The sequence below is a fragment of the Amycolatopsis sp. NPDC003861 genome, from assembly GCF_053605405.1.
Genome location: NZ_JBSGJD010000026.1, coordinates 17119 through 39020, shown reverse-complemented (window position 1 = coordinate 39020; position 21902 = coordinate 17119). Strand labels below are relative to the sequence as shown.

17 protein-coding genes are annotated in these 21902 nt (G+C 71.3%); 3 read left to right on the top strand and 14 right to left on the bottom strand.

Translation table 11 applies throughout. The features are described from left to right. Positions 1-37 precede the first annotated feature (37 nt). The gene (locus ACWEVN_RS09990; protein WP_452050965.1) at positions 38-466 is read left to right on the top strand and encodes a hypothetical protein; all 429 of its coding nucleotides are present in this window, start codon (positions 38-40) and stop codon (positions 464-466) included. Here ACWEVN_RS09990 and ACWEVN_RS09985 read toward each other — a convergent pair. From ACWEVN_RS09985 to ACWEVN_RS09940, 10 genes are all read right to left on the bottom strand, one after another. Then, positions 463-2574 carry a 3-hydroxyacyl-CoA dehydrogenase NAD-binding domain-containing protein gene (locus tag ACWEVN_RS09985; protein ID WP_452050964.1) on the bottom strand — a complete coding sequence of 704 codons (2112 nt, stop codon included), beginning with the start codon at positions 2572-2574 and terminating at the stop codon, positions 463-465. The two genes, ACWEVN_RS09990 and ACWEVN_RS09985, sit on opposite strands and share 4 nt — an antisense overlap. Continuing rightward, a complete protein-coding gene (locus ACWEVN_RS09980; RefSeq protein ID WP_449683930.1) occupies positions 2574-3764 on the bottom strand; it encodes a thiolase family protein in 1191 nt (396 codons plus the stop codon). Before ACWEVN_RS09980 ends, ACWEVN_RS09985 begins: the two co-directional genes overlap by 1 nt. 238 nt (positions 3765-4002) lie before the next feature. Next, positions 4003-5220, bottom strand: a complete 1218-nt coding sequence (locus tag ACWEVN_RS09975) for a hypothetical protein (protein WP_452050963.1) — start codon at positions 5218-5220, stop codon at positions 4003-4005. 116 nt (positions 5221-5336) lie between these two features. Further along, positions 5337-5957: a DUF998 domain-containing protein gene (locus ACWEVN_RS09970; RefSeq protein ID WP_452050962.1), complete on the bottom strand. Its 621-nt coding sequence runs from the start codon at positions 5955-5957 to the stop codon at positions 5337-5339. Positions 5958-6016: 59 nt separating this feature from the next. Beyond that, the gene (locus ACWEVN_RS09965; RefSeq protein WP_452050961.1) at positions 6017-7267 is read right to left on the bottom strand and encodes a hypothetical protein; all 1251 of its coding nucleotides are present in this window, start codon (positions 7265-7267) and stop codon (positions 6017-6019) included. A 31-nt stretch (positions 7268-7298) separates the two neighbouring features. Next, the gene (locus ACWEVN_RS09960; protein ID WP_452050960.1) at positions 7299-8903 is read right to left on the bottom strand and encodes an allophanate hydrolase; all 1605 of its coding nucleotides are present in this window, start codon (positions 8901-8903) and stop codon (positions 7299-7301) included. Continuing rightward, on the bottom strand, positions 8900-12433 hold the full coding sequence (gene uca / locus ACWEVN_RS09955) for an urea carboxylase (RefSeq protein ID WP_452050959.1): 3534 nt from the start codon (positions 12431-12433) through the stop codon (positions 8900-8902). Before uca ends, ACWEVN_RS09960 begins: the two co-directional genes overlap by 4 nt. Next, a complete protein-coding gene (locus ACWEVN_RS09950; RefSeq protein ID WP_310974915.1) occupies positions 12430-13065 on the bottom strand; it encodes an urea amidolyase associated protein UAAP2 in 636 nt (211 codons plus the stop codon). The genes uca and ACWEVN_RS09950 overlap by 4 nt, the downstream gene beginning before the upstream one ends. Further along, a complete protein-coding gene (locus tag ACWEVN_RS09945; protein ID WP_449683869.1) occupies positions 13062-13895 on the bottom strand; it encodes an urea amidolyase associated protein UAAP1 in 834 nt (277 codons plus the stop codon). The genes ACWEVN_RS09950 and ACWEVN_RS09945 overlap by 4 nt, the downstream gene beginning before the upstream one ends. A 12-nt stretch (positions 13896-13907) precedes the next feature. Continuing rightward, positions 13908-15377 (bottom strand): amino acid permease, encoded by a 1470-nt coding sequence (locus ACWEVN_RS09940; protein WP_449683870.1) that lies wholly within the window; start codon positions 15375-15377, stop codon positions 13908-13910. Between the two features lie 175 nt (positions 15378-15552). Between ACWEVN_RS09940 and ACWEVN_RS09935 the strand changes: the two genes are divergently transcribed. Together ACWEVN_RS09935 and ACWEVN_RS09930 are read left to right on the top strand one after the other, a co-directional pair. Continuing rightward, complete coding sequence (locus tag ACWEVN_RS09935) at positions 15553-16218, top strand: TetR/AcrR family transcriptional regulator (protein WP_449683871.1); 666 nt, start codon at positions 15553-15555, stop codon at positions 16216-16218. Then, positions 16215-17255: a tetratricopeptide repeat protein gene (locus ACWEVN_RS09930; protein WP_452050958.1), complete on the top strand. Its 1041-nt coding sequence runs from the start codon at positions 16215-16217 to the stop codon at positions 17253-17255. Before ACWEVN_RS09935 ends, ACWEVN_RS09930 begins: the two co-directional genes overlap by 4 nt. On the opposite strand, the gene ACWEVN_RS09925 is transcribed toward ACWEVN_RS09930, so the two are convergent. From ACWEVN_RS09925 to ACWEVN_RS09910, 4 genes are all read right to left on the bottom strand, one after another. Further along, positions 17252-18376 carry a toll/interleukin-1 receptor domain-containing protein gene (locus ACWEVN_RS09925; protein ID WP_452050975.1) on the bottom strand — a complete coding sequence of 375 codons (1125 nt, stop codon included), beginning with the start codon at positions 18374-18376 and terminating at the stop codon, positions 17252-17254. The genes ACWEVN_RS09930 and ACWEVN_RS09925 overlap by 4 nt on opposite strands. 107 nt (positions 18377-18483) lie before the next feature. After that, positions 18484-19707 (bottom strand): HRDC domain-containing protein, encoded by a 1224-nt coding sequence (locus tag ACWEVN_RS09920; RefSeq protein WP_452050974.1) that lies wholly within the window; start codon positions 19705-19707, stop codon positions 18484-18486. Positions 19708-19805: 98 nt separating this feature from the next. Continuing rightward, complete coding sequence (locus tag ACWEVN_RS09915) at positions 19806-20522, bottom strand: response regulator (protein ID WP_033261886.1); 717 nt, start codon at positions 20520-20522, stop codon at positions 19806-19808. 743 nt (positions 20523-21265) lie between these two features. Beyond that, entirely contained in the window at positions 21266-21829 is a 564-nt protein-coding gene (locus tag ACWEVN_RS09910) for a DUF3000 domain-containing protein (RefSeq protein ID WP_449683874.1), read from the bottom strand. Between the last annotated feature and the right edge of the window lie 73 nt (positions 21830-21902).

The following is a 21902-nucleotide window of genomic DNA, read 5'->3' as shown; positions in this document are numbered from 1 at the left end:
GGTGTCCCGGCGGCCAACGTGTGCTGTGATCTTCGGTGTGGCGGAGAAACCCCTGGCCCGGGTGCTGGTGGCGGCCGGCGCGCTCGCCTTGGCGGCCGGCGTCGGGCTGGCCTTCTTCATCGCCGCGCTCGTCCGGCCACCCGAGCTACCGGTGGACACGAACCCGGCGCCCCTGGCCGGGCACACGCTGTGCGCGGCGGTCGTCGTGACCTATGTGTCCGAAGAGGACATGCGGGCCGCGGTGCCGGTGCTGCGCGACGACCCGAAGGCGCGGCGGGTGTTCCTCGACCCGCCGTCGGTCTCGCTGCTCGCCGTCCCGGGCACCGACCTGAAGGCGTGGGCGCAGGAGCTGCACGCCCGCTACCGGACCGCCGAGCGGGTCACGGTGATCGACTCCGACACGACGGCGGCGCAGCTGAAACTCACTGCGCCGCCGCCGAAGTGCCCTCGCGAGGGCGAGTACTAGGCCGTCGGGACCGACGCCACGCCCGGGGCGAGGAACGGCTTGCCGTTCACCCGCTCGGAGACGCCGGAGCGGTCCAGGTACGGCGTGATGCCGCCGTTCCAGAACGGCCAGCCCGCACCGAGGATCAGGCACAGGTCGATGTCCTGCGCCTCGGCGACCACGCCCTCGTCGAGCATGATCCGGATCTCCTCGGCGATGGCCGACAGCGCCCGGTCGCGCACCTCCTCCGAGGTGGACGGCTTGTCGCCCTGGGTCCACAGCTCGACGACCTCGGGGTCGGCCGACTGGTTGCCCTGCGCGTCCCAGATCCAGACGCCCTTCTTGCCGGCCTTGACGAACTTCGCGAGGTTCTCGGACACGGTGAACCGGTCCGGGAAGGCCTCGTGCAGCGTCTCGCCGACGTGCAGCGCGATGGCCGGGCCGACCAGCTGCATCAGTGTCAGCGGCGTCATCGGCAGGCCGAGCGGCTCGAGGGCCTTGTCGGCCACGTCGAACGGCGTGCCCTCGTCGACGGTGACCAGCACCTCGCCGAGGAAGCGCAGCAGCAGCCGGTTGACGACGAACGCCGAAGCGTCCTTCACCAGTACGCTGGACTTCTTCAGCTGCTTGCCGACCGAGAACGCCGTCGCCAGGGATGCGTCGTCGGTCTGCTCGCCGCGGACGATCTCCAGCAGCGGCAGCACGGCGACCGGGTTGAAGAAGTGGAAGCCGACGACCCGCTCGGGGTGCTGCAGCTTCGACGCCATCGCGGTGATCGACAGCGACGAGGTGTTCGTCGCCAGGATCGCCTCGGGCTTGACGTGCTGCTCCAGCTCGGCGAACACCTGCTGCTTGACGCCCAGCTCCTCGAAGACGGCCTCGATGACGAAGTCGGCGTCGGCGAAGGCGGCCTTGTCGAGCGAGCCGGTGACCAGCGCCTTGAGCCGGTTCGCGCCGTCCGGGGAGACGCGCTTCTTGCTCAGCAGCTTGTCGATCTCGGCGTGGACGTAACCCACGCCCTTGTCGACGCGCTCCTGGTCGACGTCGGTGAGCACGACCGGCACCTTCAGGCGGCGGACGAACAGCAGCGCGAGCTGGCTGGCCATCAGGCCGGCGCCGACGATGCCGACCTTGTTCACCTTGCGCGCCAGGGACTTGTCCGGCGCACCGGCCGGGCGCTTGGCGCGCTTGTTGACCAGGTTGAACGAGTACAGGCCGGCGCGCAGGACGTCGGACATGAGCAGCTCGGCGAGGCCGTCGGTCTCGGCCGCGTAGCCGCGGTCGAGGTCGTTCTCGCGGGCCAGTTCGAGCAGCTCGACGGCCTTGGTGGCGCCCGGCGACGCGCCGTGCGTGCGGCCGTCCACAATGGACTTGGCGCGGGCGATGGCGGCGTCCCAGGCCGAACCGCGGTCGATCTCGCGGCGCTCCGGCTCGATCTCGCCGTTGACCACCTTCGCCAGCCACAGCAGCGACTGCTCGAGGTAGTCGGCCGAGCCGAAGACCGCGTCGACGATGCCGAGCTCGGCCGTCTGCTTGACGTTGAGCATCTTGTTCTGCGCCAGGGCGTTCTCGATGATCACCGTGACGGCGGCGTCCGCGCCGATCAGGTTCGGCAGCAGCTGCGTGCCGCCCCAGCCCGGGAACAGGCCGAGGAAGACCTCGGGGAAGGCGATGGCGGCGGTGTTCTCCGACAGCGTCCGGTAGTGGCAGGACAGCGCCAGCTCCAGGCCGCCGCCCATGACCGCGCCGTTGACGAAGCCGAACGTCGGGATGGTCGATTCGGTGAGGCGGCGGAACACGTCGTGCCCGGTCTGGGCGATCTCGCGCGCCAGCTTCGGGTCGCTGACGGACTCGACGCCGGACAGGTCGGCGCCGACGGCGAAGATGAACGGCTTGCCGGTGACGGCGATCGCGGCCGGCTCGGCGGCGAAGGCCTCGTCGAGCGCGGCGTTCAACGACACGAGCCCCTGCGGGCCGAAGGTGTTCGGCCGGGTGTGGTCGTGGCCGTTGTCGAGCGTGATCAGCGCGACCTGCTTGGTCAGGCCGGGCACCTTGATCAGGCGGGTCTTCGCGTGGGTGACGACCTCGTCCGGGAACGCGGCCTTCGCCTCTTCTGCGGTGAAAGTCATTACTTGGTCCCCTCGAACGCCGGGTTCTCCCAGATCACGGTGCCGCCCATGCCGATGCCGATGCACATCGTCGTCATGCCGTACCGCACGTCGGGCCGCTCGGCGAACTGGCGGGCCAGCTGCGTCATCAGCCGGACGCCGGACGAGGCCAGCGGGTGGCCGCAGGCGATGGCGCCGCCCCACTGGTTGACGCGCGGGTCTTCGTCGTCGATGCCGAAGTGGTCGAGGAAGGCCAGCACCTGCACGGCGAAGGCCTCGTTGATCTCGAACAGGCCGATGTCGTCGATGGACAGGCCGGTGCGCTTGAACAGCTTCTCGGTGGCCGGCACCGGGCCGATGCCCATGACCTCCGGCTCGACGCCGGCGAAGGAGTAGCCGACCAGCCGCATGGCGACCGGCAGGCCCAGCTCGCGGGCGGTGTCCTCGTCGGCGAGGAGCGACGCGGTGGCGCCGTCGTTGAGGCCCGCGGCGTTGCCCGCGGTGACCCGGCCGAACGGGCGGAACGGCGTCTTGAGGTTCGCCAGCTGCTCGACCGTGGTGCCCGGCCGCGGCGGCTCGTCCTCGGTGGCCAGGCCCCAGCCGAGCTCGGCGGACCGGGTGGCGACGGGCACCAGCTCGGGGCCGATCTTGCCGGTCTTCACGGCTTCGGCGTAGCGCTCCTGGCTGCGCGCGGCGTAGGCGTCGGTGCGCTGCTTGGTGATCGCGGGGAACCGGTCGTGCAGGTTCTCGGCGGTCTGGCCCATGACCAGGGCGGTCGGGTCGACGAGCTTGTCGGCGATGATCCGCGGGTTCGGGTCGACGCCCTCGCCCATCGGGTGGCGGCCCATGTGCTCGACGCCACCGGCGATGGCGATGTCGTAGGCGCCGAAGCCGATGCCGGACGCGGCGGTGGTGACGGCGGTCATGGCGCCGGCGCACATGCGGTCGATGGCGAAGCCGGGCACGGACTTGGGCAGCCCGGCCAGCAGCGCGGCGGTGCGGCCGATGGTCAGGCCCTGATCACCGGTCTGGGTGGTGGCGGCGATGGCCACCTCGTCGACGCGCTCGGGCGGCAGTTCGGGGTGCCGCCGCAGCAGCTCGCGGATGGCGTTGACGACGAGGTCGTCGGCCCGGGTCCCGGCGTAGATGCCCTTGTCGCCGGCCTTGCCGAAGGGGGTGCGGACCCCCTCGACGAAGGCGACATTGCGCACGCCCCGCGCGTTCGGCGCGAGCGGCGTTGCTGGTGCGGCCACGAATGCTCCATGAAGTAGACAGCTGATCTTCGGGGGGTCCGGGTGGCGGAGCCCCCGGCCCGGGGCGGAGCCCCGGTTGTCACTGACCGCACGATAGCCCTTGTTACCCACCGGTAACCAGTGGTGTGGCCCGGTCGAGTGGGCTACAGCACACTCTTGGGCTCCAGCGGACCGCGTTCGGCGCGGGAACCGCCAGTCACAGAGACGGTGTCAGTCCTAGTGCCTCGCGATGGCGCCACGCGAGCTCGAGGCAGACGGCGCCGGCGTTGACGGTGCCCGGGTGCTCGACATAGAGGCGGATGTTTTCTTCGGTGAAGGGGATGCCGTGCCCCTCGGGGCCGACGATGACGGTGCCTTCCGGCCCCGTCGGGACCATTTCGCAGAAGAGCCGATCGAAGACCGGCGCGTCGATCAGAGTCACGGTGTAGAGGCTGGGCTTCCAGTCGAGCAGGTCAAGACCGAAGCCGAACACTTGGACCGTCAGTTCGCCCCGGCGGTAGGCTTCGTCGAGACGGCAAAAGGGTTCCTCGCGCTGGTAGTCGATTGGGCGGCCGCCGCGGCCGAAAGCCTCCTCGACGTTCAGGAACTCCTCCCCGTACTCGCGCATGATGCTCTTCCATAGGTCGAAGTCTTGCCGGACCGCGCCGAGGCCGATGTCCGAGGGGGTGAACTCGCCCGCTGGGATGACGTGGACGATATCCGGCCCTTCAGCCACGAAGCTGCCGTCCCGCCGGTGGAGGAAGAAAGTGGACAAGCCGGGGCTTCGGCGAATGGTCAGGGTGTTGACGCCGAGACCGGGAGAGCGGCGGTGGATCTCGAACGGGTCGCGGAGCCAGCGACGGTATCGCCCCCTGAGGATGTTCCTGCGCCCGGCGAGGTGACGAGCCGCTGCCTCCAGGGTGAGAACCAGCGACGTGTTCAAGTGGTCGAAATAGCACCCGGTCGAGAAGGTCAGGTCCAGCCGCCTTGCCTCGGCGTGGACGCCGAGAAGACGGTAGATCTGGCCGTCGTACAGGGAACCCAGACGTTCGAGCTTCTTGAGCGCCTCGGTGTAGCTGGTGAACGAGCGGACGCCGCGGACTCTCGGCAACGCTCGTGCCGCCTTGGCGAGTGTCCGCTTCAACTCGAGGTCGTCCTCGGTTGGCTCGAGCAGGGTCAGATTCACGGAGGTCAGCGGCAGAGGTGGGTCGAAGAGCCATCCGGGCTTGGTCAGAATGGGCAAGCTGCCCGTCCAATCGGTCCGAGCAGCTTCTCGTGAAGCAACGTTGATTCGGGGATAGTGGGCGCGGACGTGATCCAGTACGTCGTCCAGCTGCTGGTCGCTTACCGCTCCGGCGGACTTCCGCCAGTTGATCACGAACGTTGTCGCGGCGATCAGCAGACTCGAACTGCTGATCAGGAGCGCGAGGTCCATGAGCCGCCCCTTCTCGCGGGATTACTGCCCATGTCGTACCCCGCCTTGTCGTTGTTGCGCAGGTCGGCGGGTCGAGCTGAACGTTCACTCGATCGGCGGGCACGAGGCGCGTGCCGTCATTTGGGCTCCAGCGTCCGTCCTTTCACGAGCCACGCGACGCCGAACGCCTCCACCGCGACCGCCTCCAGCCACAGCGCCGGGTGCAGGTCCGGGGTGAGGCCGAGGTACTTGGCCAGGGCAATCAGCGCCAGGCAGGCGAGGATCACGCCACCGCAGACCCGGTAGAGCGCGCCGGACTTCTCCGGCTGCTCGCCGTCGTGCGGGAACAACCTCAAGCAGAAGTAGGCGAGGGAGAGGAAGAACACCGCCGCGAAGGCGAGGTGCAGGACGCCGGCGGTGCGGTCCCAGGCGGTGACGTCGTGGTCCGGCGTGGTGGGGAACAGCGCCAGCCCGATCGCGCCCAGGCCGGCGACCGTGCTGGCGATGTTGTCGACGTAGTCGTGACCGTAGTAGGCGAGCAGGAACACCCCGACCGCGCACATCGCGCCGACCAGGACGTCCCGGAGATCGGTGTAGTAGTAGCCGCTCAGGGAGCCGATGAGCGGGCCGCCTTGGAGGAGCTGCTTGCCGAGGATGAGGACGAGCGGCAGGGCCAGGCCGATCAGGCCGATGGCGCGCCGGAGGAACAGGTACGAGTGGACGAGGGTGTTCTGCGGGGATGTGGTCGCCGTGGTCATGGCCGCCTCCGGGGGTCACTCAGGAGAATCGGCGTCGAGGTGCCCACGGGTGAGGTTTGTTACCGCGGAGTTGTCCAAGTTCTCAGCTGATCGTTACGGAGTTCGGCGAAGGTGCCGTCGTCGTGGGCGATCGGCGTGAACCCTTCGAGGAACCCGATCCGCGCCCCTTCGGCCGGATCCCAGACTTCGAGCCCGGCTTCGGCGGCGACGTAGAGCAGCCCGCCGTGGGCCCACATCCGTCCGGCCGGACCCGCGAACATCCCGGTGCGGCGCCCGGTCCCGGCGTCGTAGAGCTCGACGCCGTCGAGCATCTCCTGCCAGGAGGCGCCCATGCGCTGGATGGCGACCGTGGTGTCGTCCAGCCAGGCGATCGGCTGGTCCCACTCGCTGCTGCGACCGGGAGTGAGGTGCCGGCCCGTCTCGGCCGCGTGGACATCGCCGGCGAGCCACGCCGCGACGGCCACGACCAGCGGGGCACCCACGGGCATCCAGACCCAGCCGTCCACGACCAGTGACCGCTCGGACGGGCTCACGTGGAGCGCGCCCTGGGTGTAGTCGAGGTAGTGCTCGGGTTCCGGCTCGCCCTTCCGCGGTGCCGCGGTTTCCCGGTCGGTCAGCAGCTCTCCGCCGGGCAGGGTGAACACGTCCAGGCGGTTCCAGTCGGTGCCCGCGACGACCTTGGCCGATTCGCCTTCGCCGAGGAAGGCGAACGGGTAGCGGGTGTGTTCGTTGTCGTTCCGGTCCCGGTCGAGGTCGAGCACGGTCAGCCACTCGTCGAGGTCGACGACGGTGGCGAACCGGCCGTAGTCGGAGACCACCGCGGCGAACCGCCCGTCGCGGGAGGTGTGCAGGCCGCGGCGGGGCCGGTCGGGGAAGTCGCGGATGTCTTCGCAGGTTTCTTCGGGCAGCTCGACCGGCCCGACGAGCCACTGGTCGTCGTCGGTGATCCGCACGAAGCCCTCCGCGGTGAGCGCGAGCCAGTGTCTGGGCATCGGCGCCAGACAGCCGTCGTTCAGCGGCTGCACCGGGCAGGGGCGGGCGGACCAGGTACCGCCGGGTTCCCGGTCCCGCACCAGGATTTCGGGCTCGCCGTGCCAGCCCGCGGGAAAGCTCTTCTGGTCGGCCCGGTCGGCGCAGTTTTCGCAGACGCCGACCAGCGCGGCCGGCGTGCACTTGCCGCAGACGAGGTCGTAACGCGTGCCCACGCCGGTCAGGTGGCGGGTGGACGGGGGAGGTTCTTCGACAGCCAGATGCAAACAGGTGCGCAGGGAGCCGATGCGGCCCGGGTGGCCGCAAGGCAGGGTGTTCATGACTTCAGTGTCACCCTGCCGCGCAACCCGTTTACCCGATGCCCAGGTGTGCCAGCCACCCGCCCTTCGCCGAAATGTCCTCCGCGCCTTCCGTGGCCGACGGCTCGCACAGGAAGCCGGAGACCCGCCTGCCGTCGGCCAGTTCCAGCTTGCCGATGGCCAGGGGCGCCGGGATGCCGGCCACGAACTCGCCGAAGCCGCGCGCCGGCAGGTCCCAGACCTCGGCGGCCACCGACACGCCGCCGGACGCCACCCGCACCAGGCCCGGCTTCGGCGGCACCGTGTCCAGCGCGTACAGCCGGTACGCGGCCGCCGTCGAGACCGCCGACACGAACCGGCCGCCGCGGGAGGTCAGCTCGTGGTTCAGCGGCTGGCCCCTCAGGTGCGCTCCGACCACCACGATCGGGATGCGCGACGAGCGCAGTCCCGCCAAAGCCGCCAGCTTCAGGTCGTCGTGCGGCGCGCCGAGGAACATCACGCCGAACGGGCGGCCGGCCACCGTTCCCGCCGGGACAGCCAGCGCCGACAGCCCGAACAGGTTGGTGGCGTTGGTGAACCGGCCCAGGCGGGCGTTGACCGCCACCGGGTCCGCCGCGACCTCCGCGATCGTCGGGTGCTCGGTCGTCGTCGGGAGCAGGAGTGCGTCGGCGCCCGCCAGCGCCACCAGCGCCGCCGCCCGCAGGCCGGCCAGGGTGGCCTGGTCGGCGAACAGCCGGTGCGCGGGGATGTCCCGGGCCGGGCCGATGATCGAGCGCACGACCGGGTCGACCGCGTCCGGGTGCGCGTCGATGAACTCGCCGACCGCCGTGTACCGCTCGGCGACGAATGCGCCGCCGTACAACAGCTGCGCCGCCTCCAGGAACGCCGAGATGTCCACAGTGGTCACTTCGGCGCCGGCCGCGGCGTAGTCCGCCACCGCCGCGTCGAACGCCTCCGCCCAGCCGGGCGCCAGGGGCCCCAGCTGGTCCGGGGCCGGGACGCCGAGGCGGAACCGTCCCGTGTGGACCTGCGCGGGTTCGGCCAGGCAGGTCAGCGCGAACGACGCCTCCTCGACCGTCCGCGCGAACAGCGAGACGCAGTCGATGCTCGCGCACGCCGGGACGACTCCGTCCGTGGGCAGCAGCCCCGGGGTGGGCTTGAGGCCGACGATCCCGTTGAACGCCGCGGGCACCCGGCCGGACCCCGCGGTGTCCGTCCCCAAGGCGAGATCCACGATCCCCAACGCGACAGCCACCGCGGACCCCGAACTCGACCCGCCGGAAACGTAGGCGGGATCCACGGCGTTGCGCACCGCGCCGTAGGGGCTGCGCGTCCCGACCAGCCCGGTCGCGAACTGGTCCAGGTTCGTCGTGCCGAGCACCAGTGCCCCGGCTGCGCGCAGCCGCGCCACCACCGGCGCGTCGGCCTCCGGCTTGTACGCGTAGTCCGGGCAGCCCGCCGTCGTCGGCAGCCCGGCGACGTCGATGTTGCCCTTGACCGCCACGAGCTTCCCGTACAACGGCAACCCGTGCTCCGGCAGGGCCGCCGCCTCGGCCAGGACGTCGGCTTCCGGCCGGAGGTCGATCCAGATCTCCGGCCGGTCCACCTGCTCGATCCGCCGGTAAGCCGCTCGTACCCGCTCTTCGAGGGCGCTCATCCCAGCACCACCAGCGGCGTGCCGGGGGCCACCTGGTCACCGGGGGACACGAGCACCTCGACCACCTCACCGCTCGCCGGCGCGGGGATCCGCGCCTCGGTCTTCATCGCTTCCAGCGTCACCAGCGACTGCGCGTTCTCGACGCGCTCGCCCGCGGTGACGTCGACCCGCCACACCGTCGCCGCGAAGGGCGCCTCCACGACGTGCCCGCCCGGCGGTGCCTCGACCCGCGCCGGGGGCCGGGTGACCGGCTCGGGCTTCGGGTCGAACTCGCCCGCCGCCGCCCACGCCTGCCGCTCCGCCTCGAACGCCGCCGCCTGCGTCGCCCGGAACTCGGCGATGCTCCCGGCGTTGTCCGCGAGGAACTGCTGGTAGTCCGCCAGGGCGAAGGAGCCCTCGGTGGTGTCGAGTTGCAGCGTCCCGGACGCGCTCTGCGCCCGCAGGTCCAGGAGCTCCTCGGCCGAGACCGGGTACCAGGAGATCCGGTCGAAGAACCGCAGGTTCCACGGCTGGTCCCCGCCGCGCCAGCTATTCCACACCTGGATCGTGCGCCCGACGAACTGGTAACCGCCCGGGCCCTCCATGCCGTAGATGCAGAGGTACGCGCCGCCGATGCCGACGGAGTTCTCCGCCGTCCAGGTCCGGGCCGGGTTGTACTTCGTCGTCACCAGGCGGTGGCGCGGGTCCAGCGGTGTCGCCACCGGCGCGCCGAGGTAGACGTCGCCGAGGCCGAGCACCAGGTACTCCGCGTCGAACACCGTCCGGAACACGTCATCCACACTGGACAGCCCGTTCACGCGCCGGATGAACTCGATGTTCCACGGGCACCAGGGCGCGTCGTCGCGGACGCCGGTCATGTACCGCTCGATCGCCTCGCGGGTGGCCGGGTCGTCCCACGACAGCGGCAGCCGCACGCTGCGGCTCGGCACGACGAGGTCGTGCGTCGGCGGCAGGTCCCGCTCCAGCTCGCGGACCAGCCCGAGGGCCTTGCCGACCGGCAGCGCGTCCGGGTCGACGTGCACCTGCAGCGACCGGATGCCCGGCGTCAGGTCCACGATTCCCGGCACGCCTTCGGTCGTCAGGCGCTCGGCGAGCGCGTGCACCCGCATCCGCAGCGCGAGGTCGAGCGTCATCTCGCCGTACTCGACGAGCAGGTTGTCGTCGCCGCTGCGGCGGTAGGTGACCGACGGCTCCTCGCCGGACGCGGGCATCCGCGCGAGGACACCGCCGTCGTCGCGCGCGGGCCGGCTCGGTTCGACCGCCGAGGCCGGCCGCGTCCGCAGCGCCGCCGCGTGGTCGGTGCCGATCGGCACGAACCGCACGGTGTCACCCGGGCGCAGCTGCCCGAGCTTCCAGCGCTCGCCGGTGGCGACCGTCGCCGGGCAGACGAACCCGCCCAGGCTGGGGCCGTCCGGGCCGAGCAGGATCGGCAGGTCGCCGGTGTAGTCGACGGCGCCGATCGCGTACGGCGTGTCGTGGATGTTCGACGGGTGCAGGCCCGCCTCGCCGCCGTCCGGCCGCGCCCACTTCGGCCGCGGCCCGACGAGCCGGACGCCGGTGCGCGCCGAGTTGAAGTGCACCTGCCAGTCCGTGGCGTAGAACGTGTCGACGTCGTCCGGGGTGAAGAACTCCGGGGCCGCGTGCGGGCCTTCGAGCGCGCCGATCGTCCACTGGGGAGCGAAGTCCGGGCGTTCGGCGGCCGGCACCGGCCCCACGACCGGGTCCGCGGGCGCCGGTCCGGGCCGCAGGACGTCCCCGGCGGCCAGCGCGCGGCCGCCGTGCCCGCCGAACTTGCCCAGCGTGAACGTCGCCGCGCTGCCGAGGAACTCGGGCACGTCGACACCGCCGCGCACCAGGACGTAGCTGCGCAGCCCGGCCGTGCAGGCCCGGACGTCGAGGGTCGCGCCCGCCGGGACCTCGACGGGGGTCCACAGCGGAACCTCGGCGCCGTCGACGAGCACGGTCGTCGGGGCGCCGGTGACGCACACCTCGGTGGCGTGCGAAAACCGGAGCGCGACACCGTCCACAGTGCACTCCAGGCCGGGCGCGCCCTCGGGGTTGCCGAGCGCGAGGTTGCCCAGGCGCAGCGAGAGGTCGTCCATCGGCCCGCTCGGCGGCACCCCGACGGCCCAGTACCCGGTGCGGCCCGGCCAGTCCTGCACCGTCGTCATCGTCCCGCCGCGCGCGACGTCGATCCGCGGCTCCGCGTCCCCGACGTCGTCCAAAGTGGACGTGTCGTGCGCGGCGGCGTCGAATGCCCGGTCGGCGGCCGCCGACCGGAGCTGCCCGAGGTTGGTCTGGACGCCGTCGAACCGGGTCGCGGCGAGCGCTTCCCGGAGGTTCGCCAGCGCTTCGGTGCGGTCGGCGCCGGTGCAGACCACCTTGGCCAGCAACGGGTCGTAGTGCGTGGTGACGGTCGTGCCCGGCTCGACCCAGGTGTCCACGCGGGTGTCCGCGGGCAGGGTGACCCGGGTGACGAGACCCGCGCTCGGCCGGTGCCCGGCGCCCGGGTCTTCGGCGTACACGCGCGCTTCGACGGCGTGCCCGCGCGGGACCGGGGTCGCGCGGAACATCGCGCGGTCGCCCTGGGCGAGGCGGAGCATCCAGGCGACCAGGTCGACGCCGTAGACCGCCTCGGTGACCGGGTGCTCGACCTGCAGCCGGGTGTTGACCTCGAGGAACGCGGCCTCGCCGCGCTCGGCGTCGTAGACGTACTCGACCGTGCCCGCCGAGCGGTACCGCACCGACGAGCACAGTGCGACGGCGGACTCCACCAGGTGCTTCCGGACGTCCTCGGGCAGGTCCGGCGCCGGGCACTCCTCGACGACCTTCTGGTTGCGCCGCTGCAGCGAGCAGTCGCGCGTGCCCAGGGCCAGGACCTCGCCGAAGCCGTCGCCGAACACCTGGACCTCGACGTGCCGCGCGCGGGTCACCAGGCGTTCCAGGAAGACCCCCGAACTGGCGAAGCTCTTGGCGGCGACGCTGCGCACGGTGTCCCAGGCGGCGCGCAGCTCGTCCGGCGACGCGCAAGCGCGCATCCCGATCCCGCCCCCGCCGCCGGTCGCCTTGAGCATCACCGGGTAGCCGATGTCCTCCGCACGGGCCAGCGCTTCGTCCACATCGGACAGCAGACCGGTGCCGGCGAGCAGGGGGACGCCGGCCGCGATCGCCGCTTCGCGCGCGGTGTGCTTGCTGCCGAACACTTCCAGGTGTTCCGGCGACGGCCCGGCGAAGGCGATCCCGGCGTCTTCGCAGGCCCGCGCGAACGCCGCGTCCTCCGAAAGGAACCCGTAGCCGGGGTGGATCGCGTCGCAGCTGGTGTCGAGCGCGGCCCGGATGATGGCGTCGGCCCGCAGGTAGCTCTCCGCCGCGGGCGCCGGGCCGAGCCGGACGGCCCGGTCGGCCAGCCGGACGTGCGGGGCGAGGCGGTCGGCGTCGGAGTGCACCGCGACGGTCTCGAGACCCAGTTCCTTCGCGCTGCGCAGGATCCGGACCGCGATTTCGCCGCGGTTGGCGACGAGCAGCCTCACGCGCCGACTCCCGGGGAGATGACGACCATCCGCACCGGCGTCGGGTCGAACCCGTTGCACGGGTTGTTGATCTGCGGGCAGTTCGAAACGAGCACCAGCACGTCGGTCTCGGCGCGCAGCCGGACTTCCAGGCCCGGCGCGGAAATGCCGTCGACGATGCCGAGTGTGCCGTCTTCTTCGACCGGCACGTTCATGTACCAGTTGACGTTGCTGACCAGGTCGCGCTTGCCGAGGCCCCACTTGGCGCCCTCGATGAGGAAGTTTTCGACGCAAGCGTGCTGGTAGCGGGTGTGCTGGCCGTAGCGGAGGCTGTTGGACTCCTTGCTGCACGCGCCGCCGAGCGTGTCGTGGCGGCCGCAGGTGTCGGCGACGACGGTGAGCAGCGGCGCGCCTTCCTGAGTGCGCAGGACGCTGCCGGTGGTCAGGAAGATGTTGCCCTGCGCGGCGATCGTCGCGGCCGCGCTGTAGCGCTTGGCGGTGTCGTTCGCGTCGTAGCAGAGGAAGTCGACGGCCTGGTTGCCGCCGAGGTCGATGATCGCCAGCTCCTGGCCCTGCTGCAGCACCGTCGAGTACGGCGCCCGCGCGGGAACGTCGACGCTGACTTCCAGCTGGGATTCGTAGGCCGTGCTCATGCGATCCCCCGTGCGGTCAGGTAGTCGGCGGTGTTCTCGAACGCGCGCTGCGCTTCCGGCGTGTGGGTCCATTCCGGACTGTCCGGGGTGGTCGGCCGGTCGCGCCAGGCGAGGACTTCGAGCTTGGTCACGGTGTAGTCCGGCCGCGGGTCGACCGGGTGGGCGACGTTCGCGATCAGCACGATCGACGGGATCTCGATCCGTAGGTCGACCGACCGGCCGGCGCCCGCGGAACCGGTGAACTCCAGGCCGCCCTCCGGCTGGACCCGCACCCCCTGGAAGAAGGACAGGCTCGGCGGCAGATCACGCGGCCCGAGGCCGTTCTTGGCCGCCGCCAGGGTGAGCAGCGGCAGCCCGGCGGGGGAGGGGCTTTCCGGGGCCCCGTCGCCGTAGCGCTCAATGTTGGCGTCCACAGTGGACGTTCCGCAGAGCGCGTCGTGCTGCCCGCTCGAATCCGCGACGATGGTGGCGAGCACCCGCGCCTGGTCCGACAGCAGCGCCACCGACTCGCCGAGGTAGGCGTTCCACTGCACCTTGACGGTGTCCGCGACGTTCAGCCGCTCCCACGGCCCGTCGGCGTTGAACAGCAGCAGGTGCGCGCAGGCGTCGCCGTCGACGTCGGTCAGCCGCAGCCGCGTGCCGCGGGCCAGCACCTTGTGCGTGTACCCGCCGCCGGCCACGGTTTCGGCCCAGGTCAGCGTCTCGGGGGCGACCTCGGCCGGCGGCGCGGGCCAGGTGCTCGCCGGGATCGACGGCATCGTGTCGACCACGGTGCCGGCCTGGGCGCGGGCGTGGTCGCGCGCTCCGTGGGGCGTCGCGGTGGTGCTCATGGTCGTCCTCTCTCAGGTCGCGGGTTCGAGGGCGGGAGCGGGACGCAGCCGCAGCCAGCAGAGCCAGCCGATCACCAGTGCGCCGCCGACGAACTCTATCGGGAACAGGAGCATCCAGGGGGAGCCCGAACCGGCGAGATCGTAGATCTCCGCACGTGGCCAGGCGATGTTCACGATCATGCCGATTCCGTACAGAACGGCTGCTCCGTTCAGCGGTACGCCCCAGCGCCCGAGCGAGAACCGGCCCGGCTCGGCCGGGACCCGCCCGCGCAGCCGCTGCACCAGCAGCGGCCCGGTCACCAGCAGGTAGGCCAGGTAGACGACGACCACCGACGTCCCGGTGATCGTGCTGAACAGCGTCGGGTTGCCGACGTTGAGCAGCAGCAGCCCGATGGCGAGCGCGCCGGACAGCAGCGCGGGCGCGACCGGCGTCCCGGTGCGCGGGCTGACCCCGGCGAGGCGGGTGGACGCGGGGAGCGCGCCGTCGCGGGCCATCGCGTAGATCAGCCGGACGGTGCCGGTCTGGATGGTGAGCGTGCAGACGACGACGGCGATCGCGACGTCGGCGAGGAAAACCCGGCCGAGGGTGTCGCCGAAGACGGCGGTGATCACGTACGGCAGGCCCTTGCCGGCGAGCTGCCCGTCGGTGAGGCTCGGCGCGGCCATCAGCGCGGTGACGACCACGGCGAGGCCGCCGATCCCGGAGACGAGCACGGCCCGCAGCACCGCCCGCGGTGCCGTCCGGCGCGCGTCCTTCGTCTCCTCCGCGACCGACGCGGCGGTGTCGAAGCCGTAGAGGACGTACGCCGCCATGAGCGCCGAAGCGAGCACGCCACCGATCCCGGCGCTCGTACCGGGTGCGTCGTGCAGCACCACCTGCGGGCCGCGGACGGCGAACAGGAGCAGCCCGGTGATGAGGACGACGACGCCGAGCAGTTCGGCCGCGACGCCGACGTCGTTGATCCGCGCCATCAGGCGGACCCCGCCGGCGTTGACGGCGGTGGTGAAGACGAGCAGCACGGTGCCGAGCAGCACGGCGTTGGCCGCGCCGGTCGGCGACGTCACCGAACTGTCGCCGCCGACGAACTGGAAGCCGTCCCACACCGACGGCAGGACGACCTGCAGCGCGATCGCGGCCGCGGCGAGGGCGACGATGCAGCCGATCAGCATCATCCAGCCGGCGAGCCAGCCCAGGAAGCCTTTGCTGAGCTGTTTCGCCCACTGGTACACGGATCCGGCGAGCGGGTAGCGGGCGGCGAGTTCGGCGAAGTTGAGCGCGACCAGCAGCTGGCCGGCCAGGACGACCGGCCACGTCCAGAAGAAGAGCGGGCCGCCGAAGGTGTAGCCGAACCCGAAGAGCTGGAAGACGGTGGTGAGGATGGAGACGAAGGAGAACCCGGCGGCGAAGGCGGAGAACCCGCCCAGCGACCGGCGGAGCTCCTGGCGGTAACCGAAGGCGGCGAGTTCGTCGGGTGGCGTCATGCGGGCTCCTTGTTTCGATCGCTCGACAGAAATTAGGTCTTCGCCGCGACGCGATGATCTCCGCCGTGTTAGGGCGCGGTTAACGGCCGGATCGACCCGGCGTCAATGACGACATCCGGGCGTAACCGCACCGCCGTGCGCGTGTCGCCGCCGGAGACCTGGCAAGATCACGTCCGTGGTCAAAGGGTCGGGAGTCGGCAGGCCGAGGGCGAGCGGAGCGGCGGCGAACCGTCCCGACGCGCGCCAGGCCGTGCTCGACGCGGCGGGCGAGTTGTTCACCGGAGCCGGGTACGCGGCCACGACGACGAGGGCGATCGCCGAACGCGCGGGCTTGCGCCAGGCGTCGCTCTACTACCACTTCCCGGCGAAGGAAGACATCCTCGCGGCGTTGCTGGCGGAGACGGTCCGCCCGTCCCTCGCGCTGGCGGCGCGCCTCGTGGCCGGAGAGGCCCCGGCGGCGGTCCGGCTGTGGGCGCTGGCGTACGCGGACATCGGCCTGCTGGGCGGTGCGCGGCACAACCTGGGCGCGTTGTACCTGCTGCCGGAGGTCGGATCCCCGAACCTGGCCCGTTTCCGCACCGAGCGCGCGGAGCTGAAGGCGGCGTACGGCCGGCTCGTGGCGGCTTCCGGTGTCGCGCCGGCGGCGGTCGGAATCCGGACGGACCTGGTGTTCGGGTTGGTGGAGAGCATCGCGGTGATCCGGCGGGACGACCCGGCGCTGGACGTCGAAGCCCACGTGCGCGAGGGCGCCGACGGGGTGGTCCGCCTGGTGGGCGTGGGCGAGCCGACGGACGAGCTGCGGGCGGAGGCGCACGCGCTGCTGGCGGCCCTGGCGGAATGAGCGTCGACCGGCTCCGGGGCGAGATCGCCTGGCTGCACGCGAAGCTGCAGCGCCGCCGTCGCCAGGACGACCAGACAGCGCTCGAGCTGCGCGGCGAGATCGCGGACCGGCTCGCGGAGCTGCGCGACCCGGAGACGGAGCCGTGGCTGCGCACGCTGGTGGCGGACCAGACCCGCGTGTTCGGCGCACGCCACCACGCGACGCTGGCGTCCTGGTTCCTGATCGCCGCACGCTGCTCGCAGACCGGCCGGGTGGACGAGGCACTGGAGCTGTTCGCGTCGGTCCGTTCGGCGTATGCGTACGTCCGCGGACCGGACCACGATTCGGTGGCGCACTGCACGTACGCGATCGGGACCGCACTGGCCGACGCGGGCCGGTACGCGCCGGCGATCGAAGTCTTCCGGTCCCTGGGCAGCACGGACTGCACGTCCGACATCGCCCGGGCCCAGATCGAGCTGGCGAGGTTCGACGAGGCCGAGCAGACGTTGCGCGCGGCCCCACCCGAGTGGGCGTCGGTGGCCGGGTTCCTGCGCACGACGATCCAGGCGGAGCTGGGTGCCCCGGGCCCGCTGGTCGATGGAATGCGAGCCCAGCTGGCCGAGGGAACGGACGACGGGGAGGCGGCCCGCATGTGGCTGTCGTACGGACTGCTGCTGGCGGGAGAGCCGGAGGAAGCGGCGGAGCTGGCAGCGTCCGTGGTGGCGGCGAGGGTGGCGCACCCGGGCCCGGAGGACCGTCAGACGTGGGAGGCGAGAGTGCTCTTGAGCCGAGCGCTGGCGGAGACGGACCGCCTGGAGGACGCGGAGCACTACGCACGAGCGGCCCTGGCCTCGGCCCCGTTGCCCCCGGGACACCCGGACCTGCTGCACGCCTTGACCACGGTGGCCCGGGTGCACGCCCGACGAGGGGAGTGGCCGGAAGCGGTGGAGTCGTACGAATTCGCGGTGGAGGGCTTCGAGGCTGTGCTGGGGCCAGGGCACCCGCAGACGACGAAGACGGCCGAGGCACTGGCGAAAGCCAGAAGCCAAGCGACCTAACGAGACCCGCAACTACCGAGCAGATTGCTGATGATCCGGGAAAGCTCCCGCATCGTCCGCATCCCGAGCTGCATGGACTGAGCCCCCACCCGCAACGGCCGGATCGCCGCGCGCAACGGCGCGTTGATCGCCTCGAGCGGCCGGATCTGCGTCAGGAATTCCGTGATCCGCGCTTCCAGTTCCATCAGCCCGGTCAGCATTTCGACGAATTCGTCGTATTCGCGGCGGGCGCGGTCCAGCAGTTCCGGGGTCATGTGCGAATCCATCAGGCGCATGTACGAGCGGATCGTCGCGTCGGTTTCCGCGACGGTCGCTTCGAACGCCGTGCCGACCTGCTGGATGTTGACGGCCATCGGCTTGATCGTGTCGGCCGCGCGGACCACCCGGGCTTTGATCGCCTCCGGCGCCAGCCCGGCGACTTCGCCGGTCACCTGGCGCATTTCCTCGGCGAGGTCGTCGAGCGAGTGGCTGATCGCGTCGAACTGCCGCTCGAGCAGCTCGCCGATCTTCGTGAGGTTTTCCTTGTATTCCTGCAGTCCGGGGCCGTCTTTCTCGGGGGTGTGCCCTTCGAGCAGCAGCCGGTCGCACTTCTTGAGCTTTTCCAGCGCGGCCTCCGCGGAACGGATCGCCTTGATCAGCCGGTCGGCCACCAGATCCATGGCACGCCGCCATTCCGCGGTGCCCGCGCCGGCCAGCACCGCCTCCTTGATGTCGACGTACTGCAGCTTTTCGATGATCCGGATGTTGGCGTCGTCGCTCTGGCCGGTGACGAGCTCGTGCCCGAGCACGATCAGCGGCAGGATCAGCTGGGTGAGGCCGAGCTCGTTCGCCTTGGCGTAGAACGCGGTCAGCTCTTCCCGGCAGGCGCTGCTTTCGTAGAAGTAGTTCATCGAGATGGCCGGGATGAACACCATGGCGGCGTTGAGGCCGTCCTGGATCTTCGTCCGCCAGTCCTCGCCCCAGCCGATGCTTTCGCGGTCCACGAACACTTCGATCTTGCGTCCGTGCGCCGAAGCGCAGAACTTCTCCAGCGAATACTTGAGCGGTGTGACGAAGTTCAGAAAGCTGTCATCTTCGTGCGTGAAGCTGAGAAAGCATTGCACGGCAGGCTGATCGGACATGAAATCGGGCATCGGTGACCTTCGGGCGGTGCGGCGTTTCCGGCGCAGCCTAGGGCAGCCGGTGTCCGGCACAGCACGATTCCGGGAACTGTCCCGGATCTGTCCGTTCAGGCCGCGGTGGTCTGCAACGCCTTGCTCAACGCCGCCACGGTCAGCTCGACCTGCCACGGCCGCGCGCCACCCGCGCGCAGGACCTCCGCCACCGAGTCCTCGTCCGTCTCCGCCGGCGGCCGCCAGCACGTCCGGCGCACCAGATCCGGCAGCAGCAGGTTCTCCACCGGCAGCCGCCGGTCCTCCGCGATCGCCGTCAGCGCCGCCCGCGCGGCGGACAACCGGGCCGCCGCGTCCGGGTCCTTGTCCGCCCAGCGGTTCACCGGCGGTGGCCCGTCGGTCGGCTGCGAGGGCGAAGGCAGCTCGGACGCCGGCAGCGCCCGGGCCGCCTGGAGGTGCCGGAGCCAGCTCGCCGTGTACTTCCGCTGGACGCGGCCGCTGAACACCGGCAGCGCCTGCAGCTCTTCGACCGTCTTGGGCTCCGCCGTGACCGCGTTGATGATCGCGCTGTCCGGCAGGATGCGGCTCGGGGCGCGGTCGCGCTTGCGGGCGAGCTCGTCGCGGGCCTGCCACAGCTCGCGGACCGCCGCGAGCCCGCGCGGGCTGCGGATCTTGTGGACCCCGGACGTCCGGCGCCACGGCTCGGCGCGCGGGGGCGGCGGCGGGGCCGTCCGCACGTTCTCGAACTCCTGACGCGCCCACTCCAGCTTGCCCTGGGCGCCCAGCTCCGCTTCCAGCTTTTCCCGCAGCTGGACGAGCAGCTCGACGTCGAGGGCGGCGTAGTTCAGCCAGTCGACCGGCAGTGGCCGCTTCGACCAGTCGGCCGCGCTGTGGCCCTTTTCGAGGGTGTACCCCAGCAGCAGCTCCACCAGCGTGCCCAGCGCGACGCGTTCGTAGCCCGCCAGCCGGCCGGCCAGCTCGGTGTCGAACAGCGCCGCCGGGTGCAGGCCCAGCTCGGCGAGGCAGGGGAGGTCCTGGGAGGCCGCGTGCAGCACCCACTCCAGGTCGTTGAGGACGTCGCGCAGCGGCTGGAGGTCGTCGGCCAGCGCGATCGGGTCGATCAGCACCGTGCCGGAACCCTCGCGGCGCAGCTGCACGAGGTAGGCCTTGGGCCAGTACCGGTAGCCGGACGCGCGTTCGGTGTCGACGGCGACCGCGCCGGTGCCCGCGGCGAGCTTCGCGCAGGCGTTGGCCAGCGCGGCAGCATCGGTGATCACCGGGGGCGTGCCCTCGGCGGGTTCGCGTAGCAGCACGGGGCCGCCCGTGGACTCGATCTCCATCCCGGTGTCCTCGGCCTCTGTGCTTCCCATGGTTGACGACCCTACGGGACGGGCATACCGCGCCTGGTCTGCCCGCCCCGCAGGGCTGTTCGCTTGCGTCAGCGGATCACGCCGGCTCGCATGGCCAGCGCCACCATCTGGGCCCGGTCGCCCGTGCCGAGCTTGCGCCCGATCCGGGACAGGTGGGACTTGACGGTGAGGGCGGAGAGCGAAAGCTCCTCGCCGATCTCCTTGTTGGACTGCCCGTCGGCGACCAGCTGGAGCACCTCCACCTCACGAGCGGACAGCTCGCGCGGGGTGTTGTCGGTGCCCGCGACGCGGGTCCCGGTGGCCAGCACCGGAGCCACGCTCGGGTCGGCGTAGACGCCGCCCTCGAGCACGCGCCGCACGCCGTCGGTCACCACGACCGGCGACGCGGACTTCAGCAGGTACGCCTGGGCCCCGGCCTGGAAGGCCGAGCGGACCGCGTACGGGTCGTCCGAGGATGCGAGAACGACCACGCGCGGCCAGCCGTGGCTACGGAGTTCCGTAACCAGCTCGATGCCGCTGCCGTCCGGCAGTCCGAGATCGAGGATCGCCAGGTCACAAGGCCCGGTGGCCTGTGCTCGCGCCCTCGCCTCGGCCACCGTGGCGGCTTCGTGGACGGTCCCCGCACCCATCTGTGCGAGTCTTGCTGCGATTGCCTCCCTCAACAGCGGGTGGTCATCGACCACCAGTACCGAAAAGAGCTCTTCCCGCGGGTGCGGAACCATGCTCGCCGGCAACGCGCCGGCTGGCGTGGATCGGACGGCCTGAGAAATGCCGACGGTAGCCACGTCACTACCTCCCTGGAGTCGGTCGTGCCCCCCGACCGGCACCGGGACCTTCGGCCGTTCAGCCGCGCCAGCTTTAGACCGAAAGTGGTGTCGTCGAAGGCACTGTAGCCGTCCTGAGGCCGTTGCGGGGGGATCGAATGGGTATCTATCTCAAACGAACAGTCACTCAGTGGGTTCGTAGTAACACGATCGGGCTAGTACACGGCCGGTTGCTAACGGATAGCCCAGTGAACACGATGCAAAGGAGTTACCGGCGCCCAAATGGCCGTGCAGATGAGGCGTGCAGCTTCCGGTGCGCCTAGTGACGAGGGGCCGGATGGGCTCCCCCAACCCTCGGAAAGTGGCTCCGGCCGGGGCTTGATCAACTCGGCTCGGAGGTGTCCGCGGGCCTTCGCGCCCGCTTGTCGGGGCCGGGATCTGTGACTGTCCGTGTCTGTCGCAGGGTGACGACGGCTTCGGATCCCCGATTTGATCTTGTAGCGGTGCGTGACCGCGGGGAGTCACGAACGAGGAGACGTGAAACGGCCTCACGGACCGCGGCGGGCTGTCCGGGGTGCTCCGAGGTCATCCGGGCCGTTCCGGGCGTCAGGCGGCGCCTGAGGCCCCGATAACGAAATGAACGGCGTTCAGCGGACGTGAATTTTGCTCACATCCGTACAAGTCGTGGTCCCGGGGCGACGCTCGGCGACCGGCCGTTGCCGATTCGTTGCCGAAGATCGCCCGGACAGCCGTGTGTCGCGGGTTCAGGAGCCCTGACGCTGCTCGAACAGGGCCACCCCGACCGGCGGCAGGCCGACGACGCTCGCCATCACCTGGCAGAAGGCCTGCCCGTGGGGCAGCAGCCCGGCGTCCGTCGGCGTCCACGACGCCCGCAGCTCCAGGTCGTCGGTGCGAGCCGGGCCGGAGATGTCGCCGAAGCGGGCCGACGACGTCTCCGTCACCGTGCCGCCCAGCGCCTTCCAGTTCGCCCCGGACACCTCCAGGGCGTCGGTGAGCCACGACCAGCCGACGGCTGGTAGGAACGGGTCGGTCGCCAGCTCCCGGTCCAGCTCCGCGCGCACGTACATGACGAGGCGCAGCACGCCGTCCCAGCCGTCCTGGCCGTCCGGGTCGTGCAACAGGACCAGCCGGCCCGAGGCCAGCACGTCGGCCGGCCCCGCCACTTCACAGCTGACCGCGTACGACCACGGGGCGAGCCGCTGCGGGGCGCGCATCGGCTCCAGCAGCACCTCCCGGCGGGGCCGGACGGACTGCAGCGCCGCGACTGCTTCGCGGAAGAGCTCGGGCACTGGCGTCATCGCGGTCACGCTTCGACTTTAGGGCGGGCACGGCCTGTTGCGGGCGCAGGCGCGCCGAGGAACGGGCCCGCCTCGGCTCGTG

What these genes read in the sequence shown, in the direction of transcription:
- ACWEVN_RS09985 (WP_452050964.1), bottom strand. Translation starts at nt 2,574, where the DNA reads ATGACTTTCACCGCAGAAGAGGCGAAGGCCGCGTTCCCGGACGAGGTC.
- ACWEVN_RS09975 (WP_452050963.1), bottom strand. Translation starts at nt 5,220, where the DNA reads ATGGACCTCGCGCTCCTGATCAGCAGTTCGAGTCTGCTGATCGCCGCG.
- ACWEVN_RS09970 (WP_452050962.1), bottom strand. Translation starts at nt 5,957, where the DNA reads ATGACCACGGCGACCACATCCCCGCAGAACACCCTCGTCCACTCGTAC.
- ACWEVN_RS09965 (WP_452050961.1), bottom strand. Translation starts at nt 7,267, where the DNA reads ATGAACACCCTGCCTTGCGGCCACCCGGGCCGCATCGGCTCCCTGCGC.
- ACWEVN_RS09960 (WP_452050960.1), bottom strand. Translation starts at nt 8,903, where the DNA reads ATGAGCGCCCTCGAAGAGCGGGTACGAGCGGCTTACCGGCGGATCGAG.
- ACWEVN_RS09950 (WP_310974915.1), bottom strand. Translation starts at nt 13,065, where the DNA reads ATGAGCACGGCCTACGAATCCCAGCTGGAAGTCAGCGTCGACGTTCCC.
- ACWEVN_RS09945 (WP_449683869.1), bottom strand. Translation starts at nt 13,895, where the DNA reads ATGAGCACCACCGCGACGCCCCACGGAGCGCGCGACCACGCCCGCGCC.
- ACWEVN_RS09940 (WP_449683870.1), bottom strand. Translation starts at nt 15,377, where the DNA reads ATGACGCCACCCGACGAACTCGCCGCCTTCGGTTACCGCCAGGAGCTC.
- ACWEVN_RS09930 (WP_452050958.1), top strand. Translation starts at nt 16,215, where the DNA reads ATGAGCGTCGACCGGCTCCGGGGCGAGATCGCCTGGCTGCACGCGAAG.
- ACWEVN_RS09925 (WP_452050975.1), bottom strand. Translation starts at nt 18,376, where the DNA reads ATGTCCGATCAGCCTGCCGTGCAATGCTTTCTCAGCTTCACGCACGAA.
- ACWEVN_RS09920 (WP_452050974.1), bottom strand. Translation starts at nt 19,707, where the DNA reads ATGGAGATCGAGTCCACGGGCGGCCCCGTGCTGCTACGCGAACCCGCC.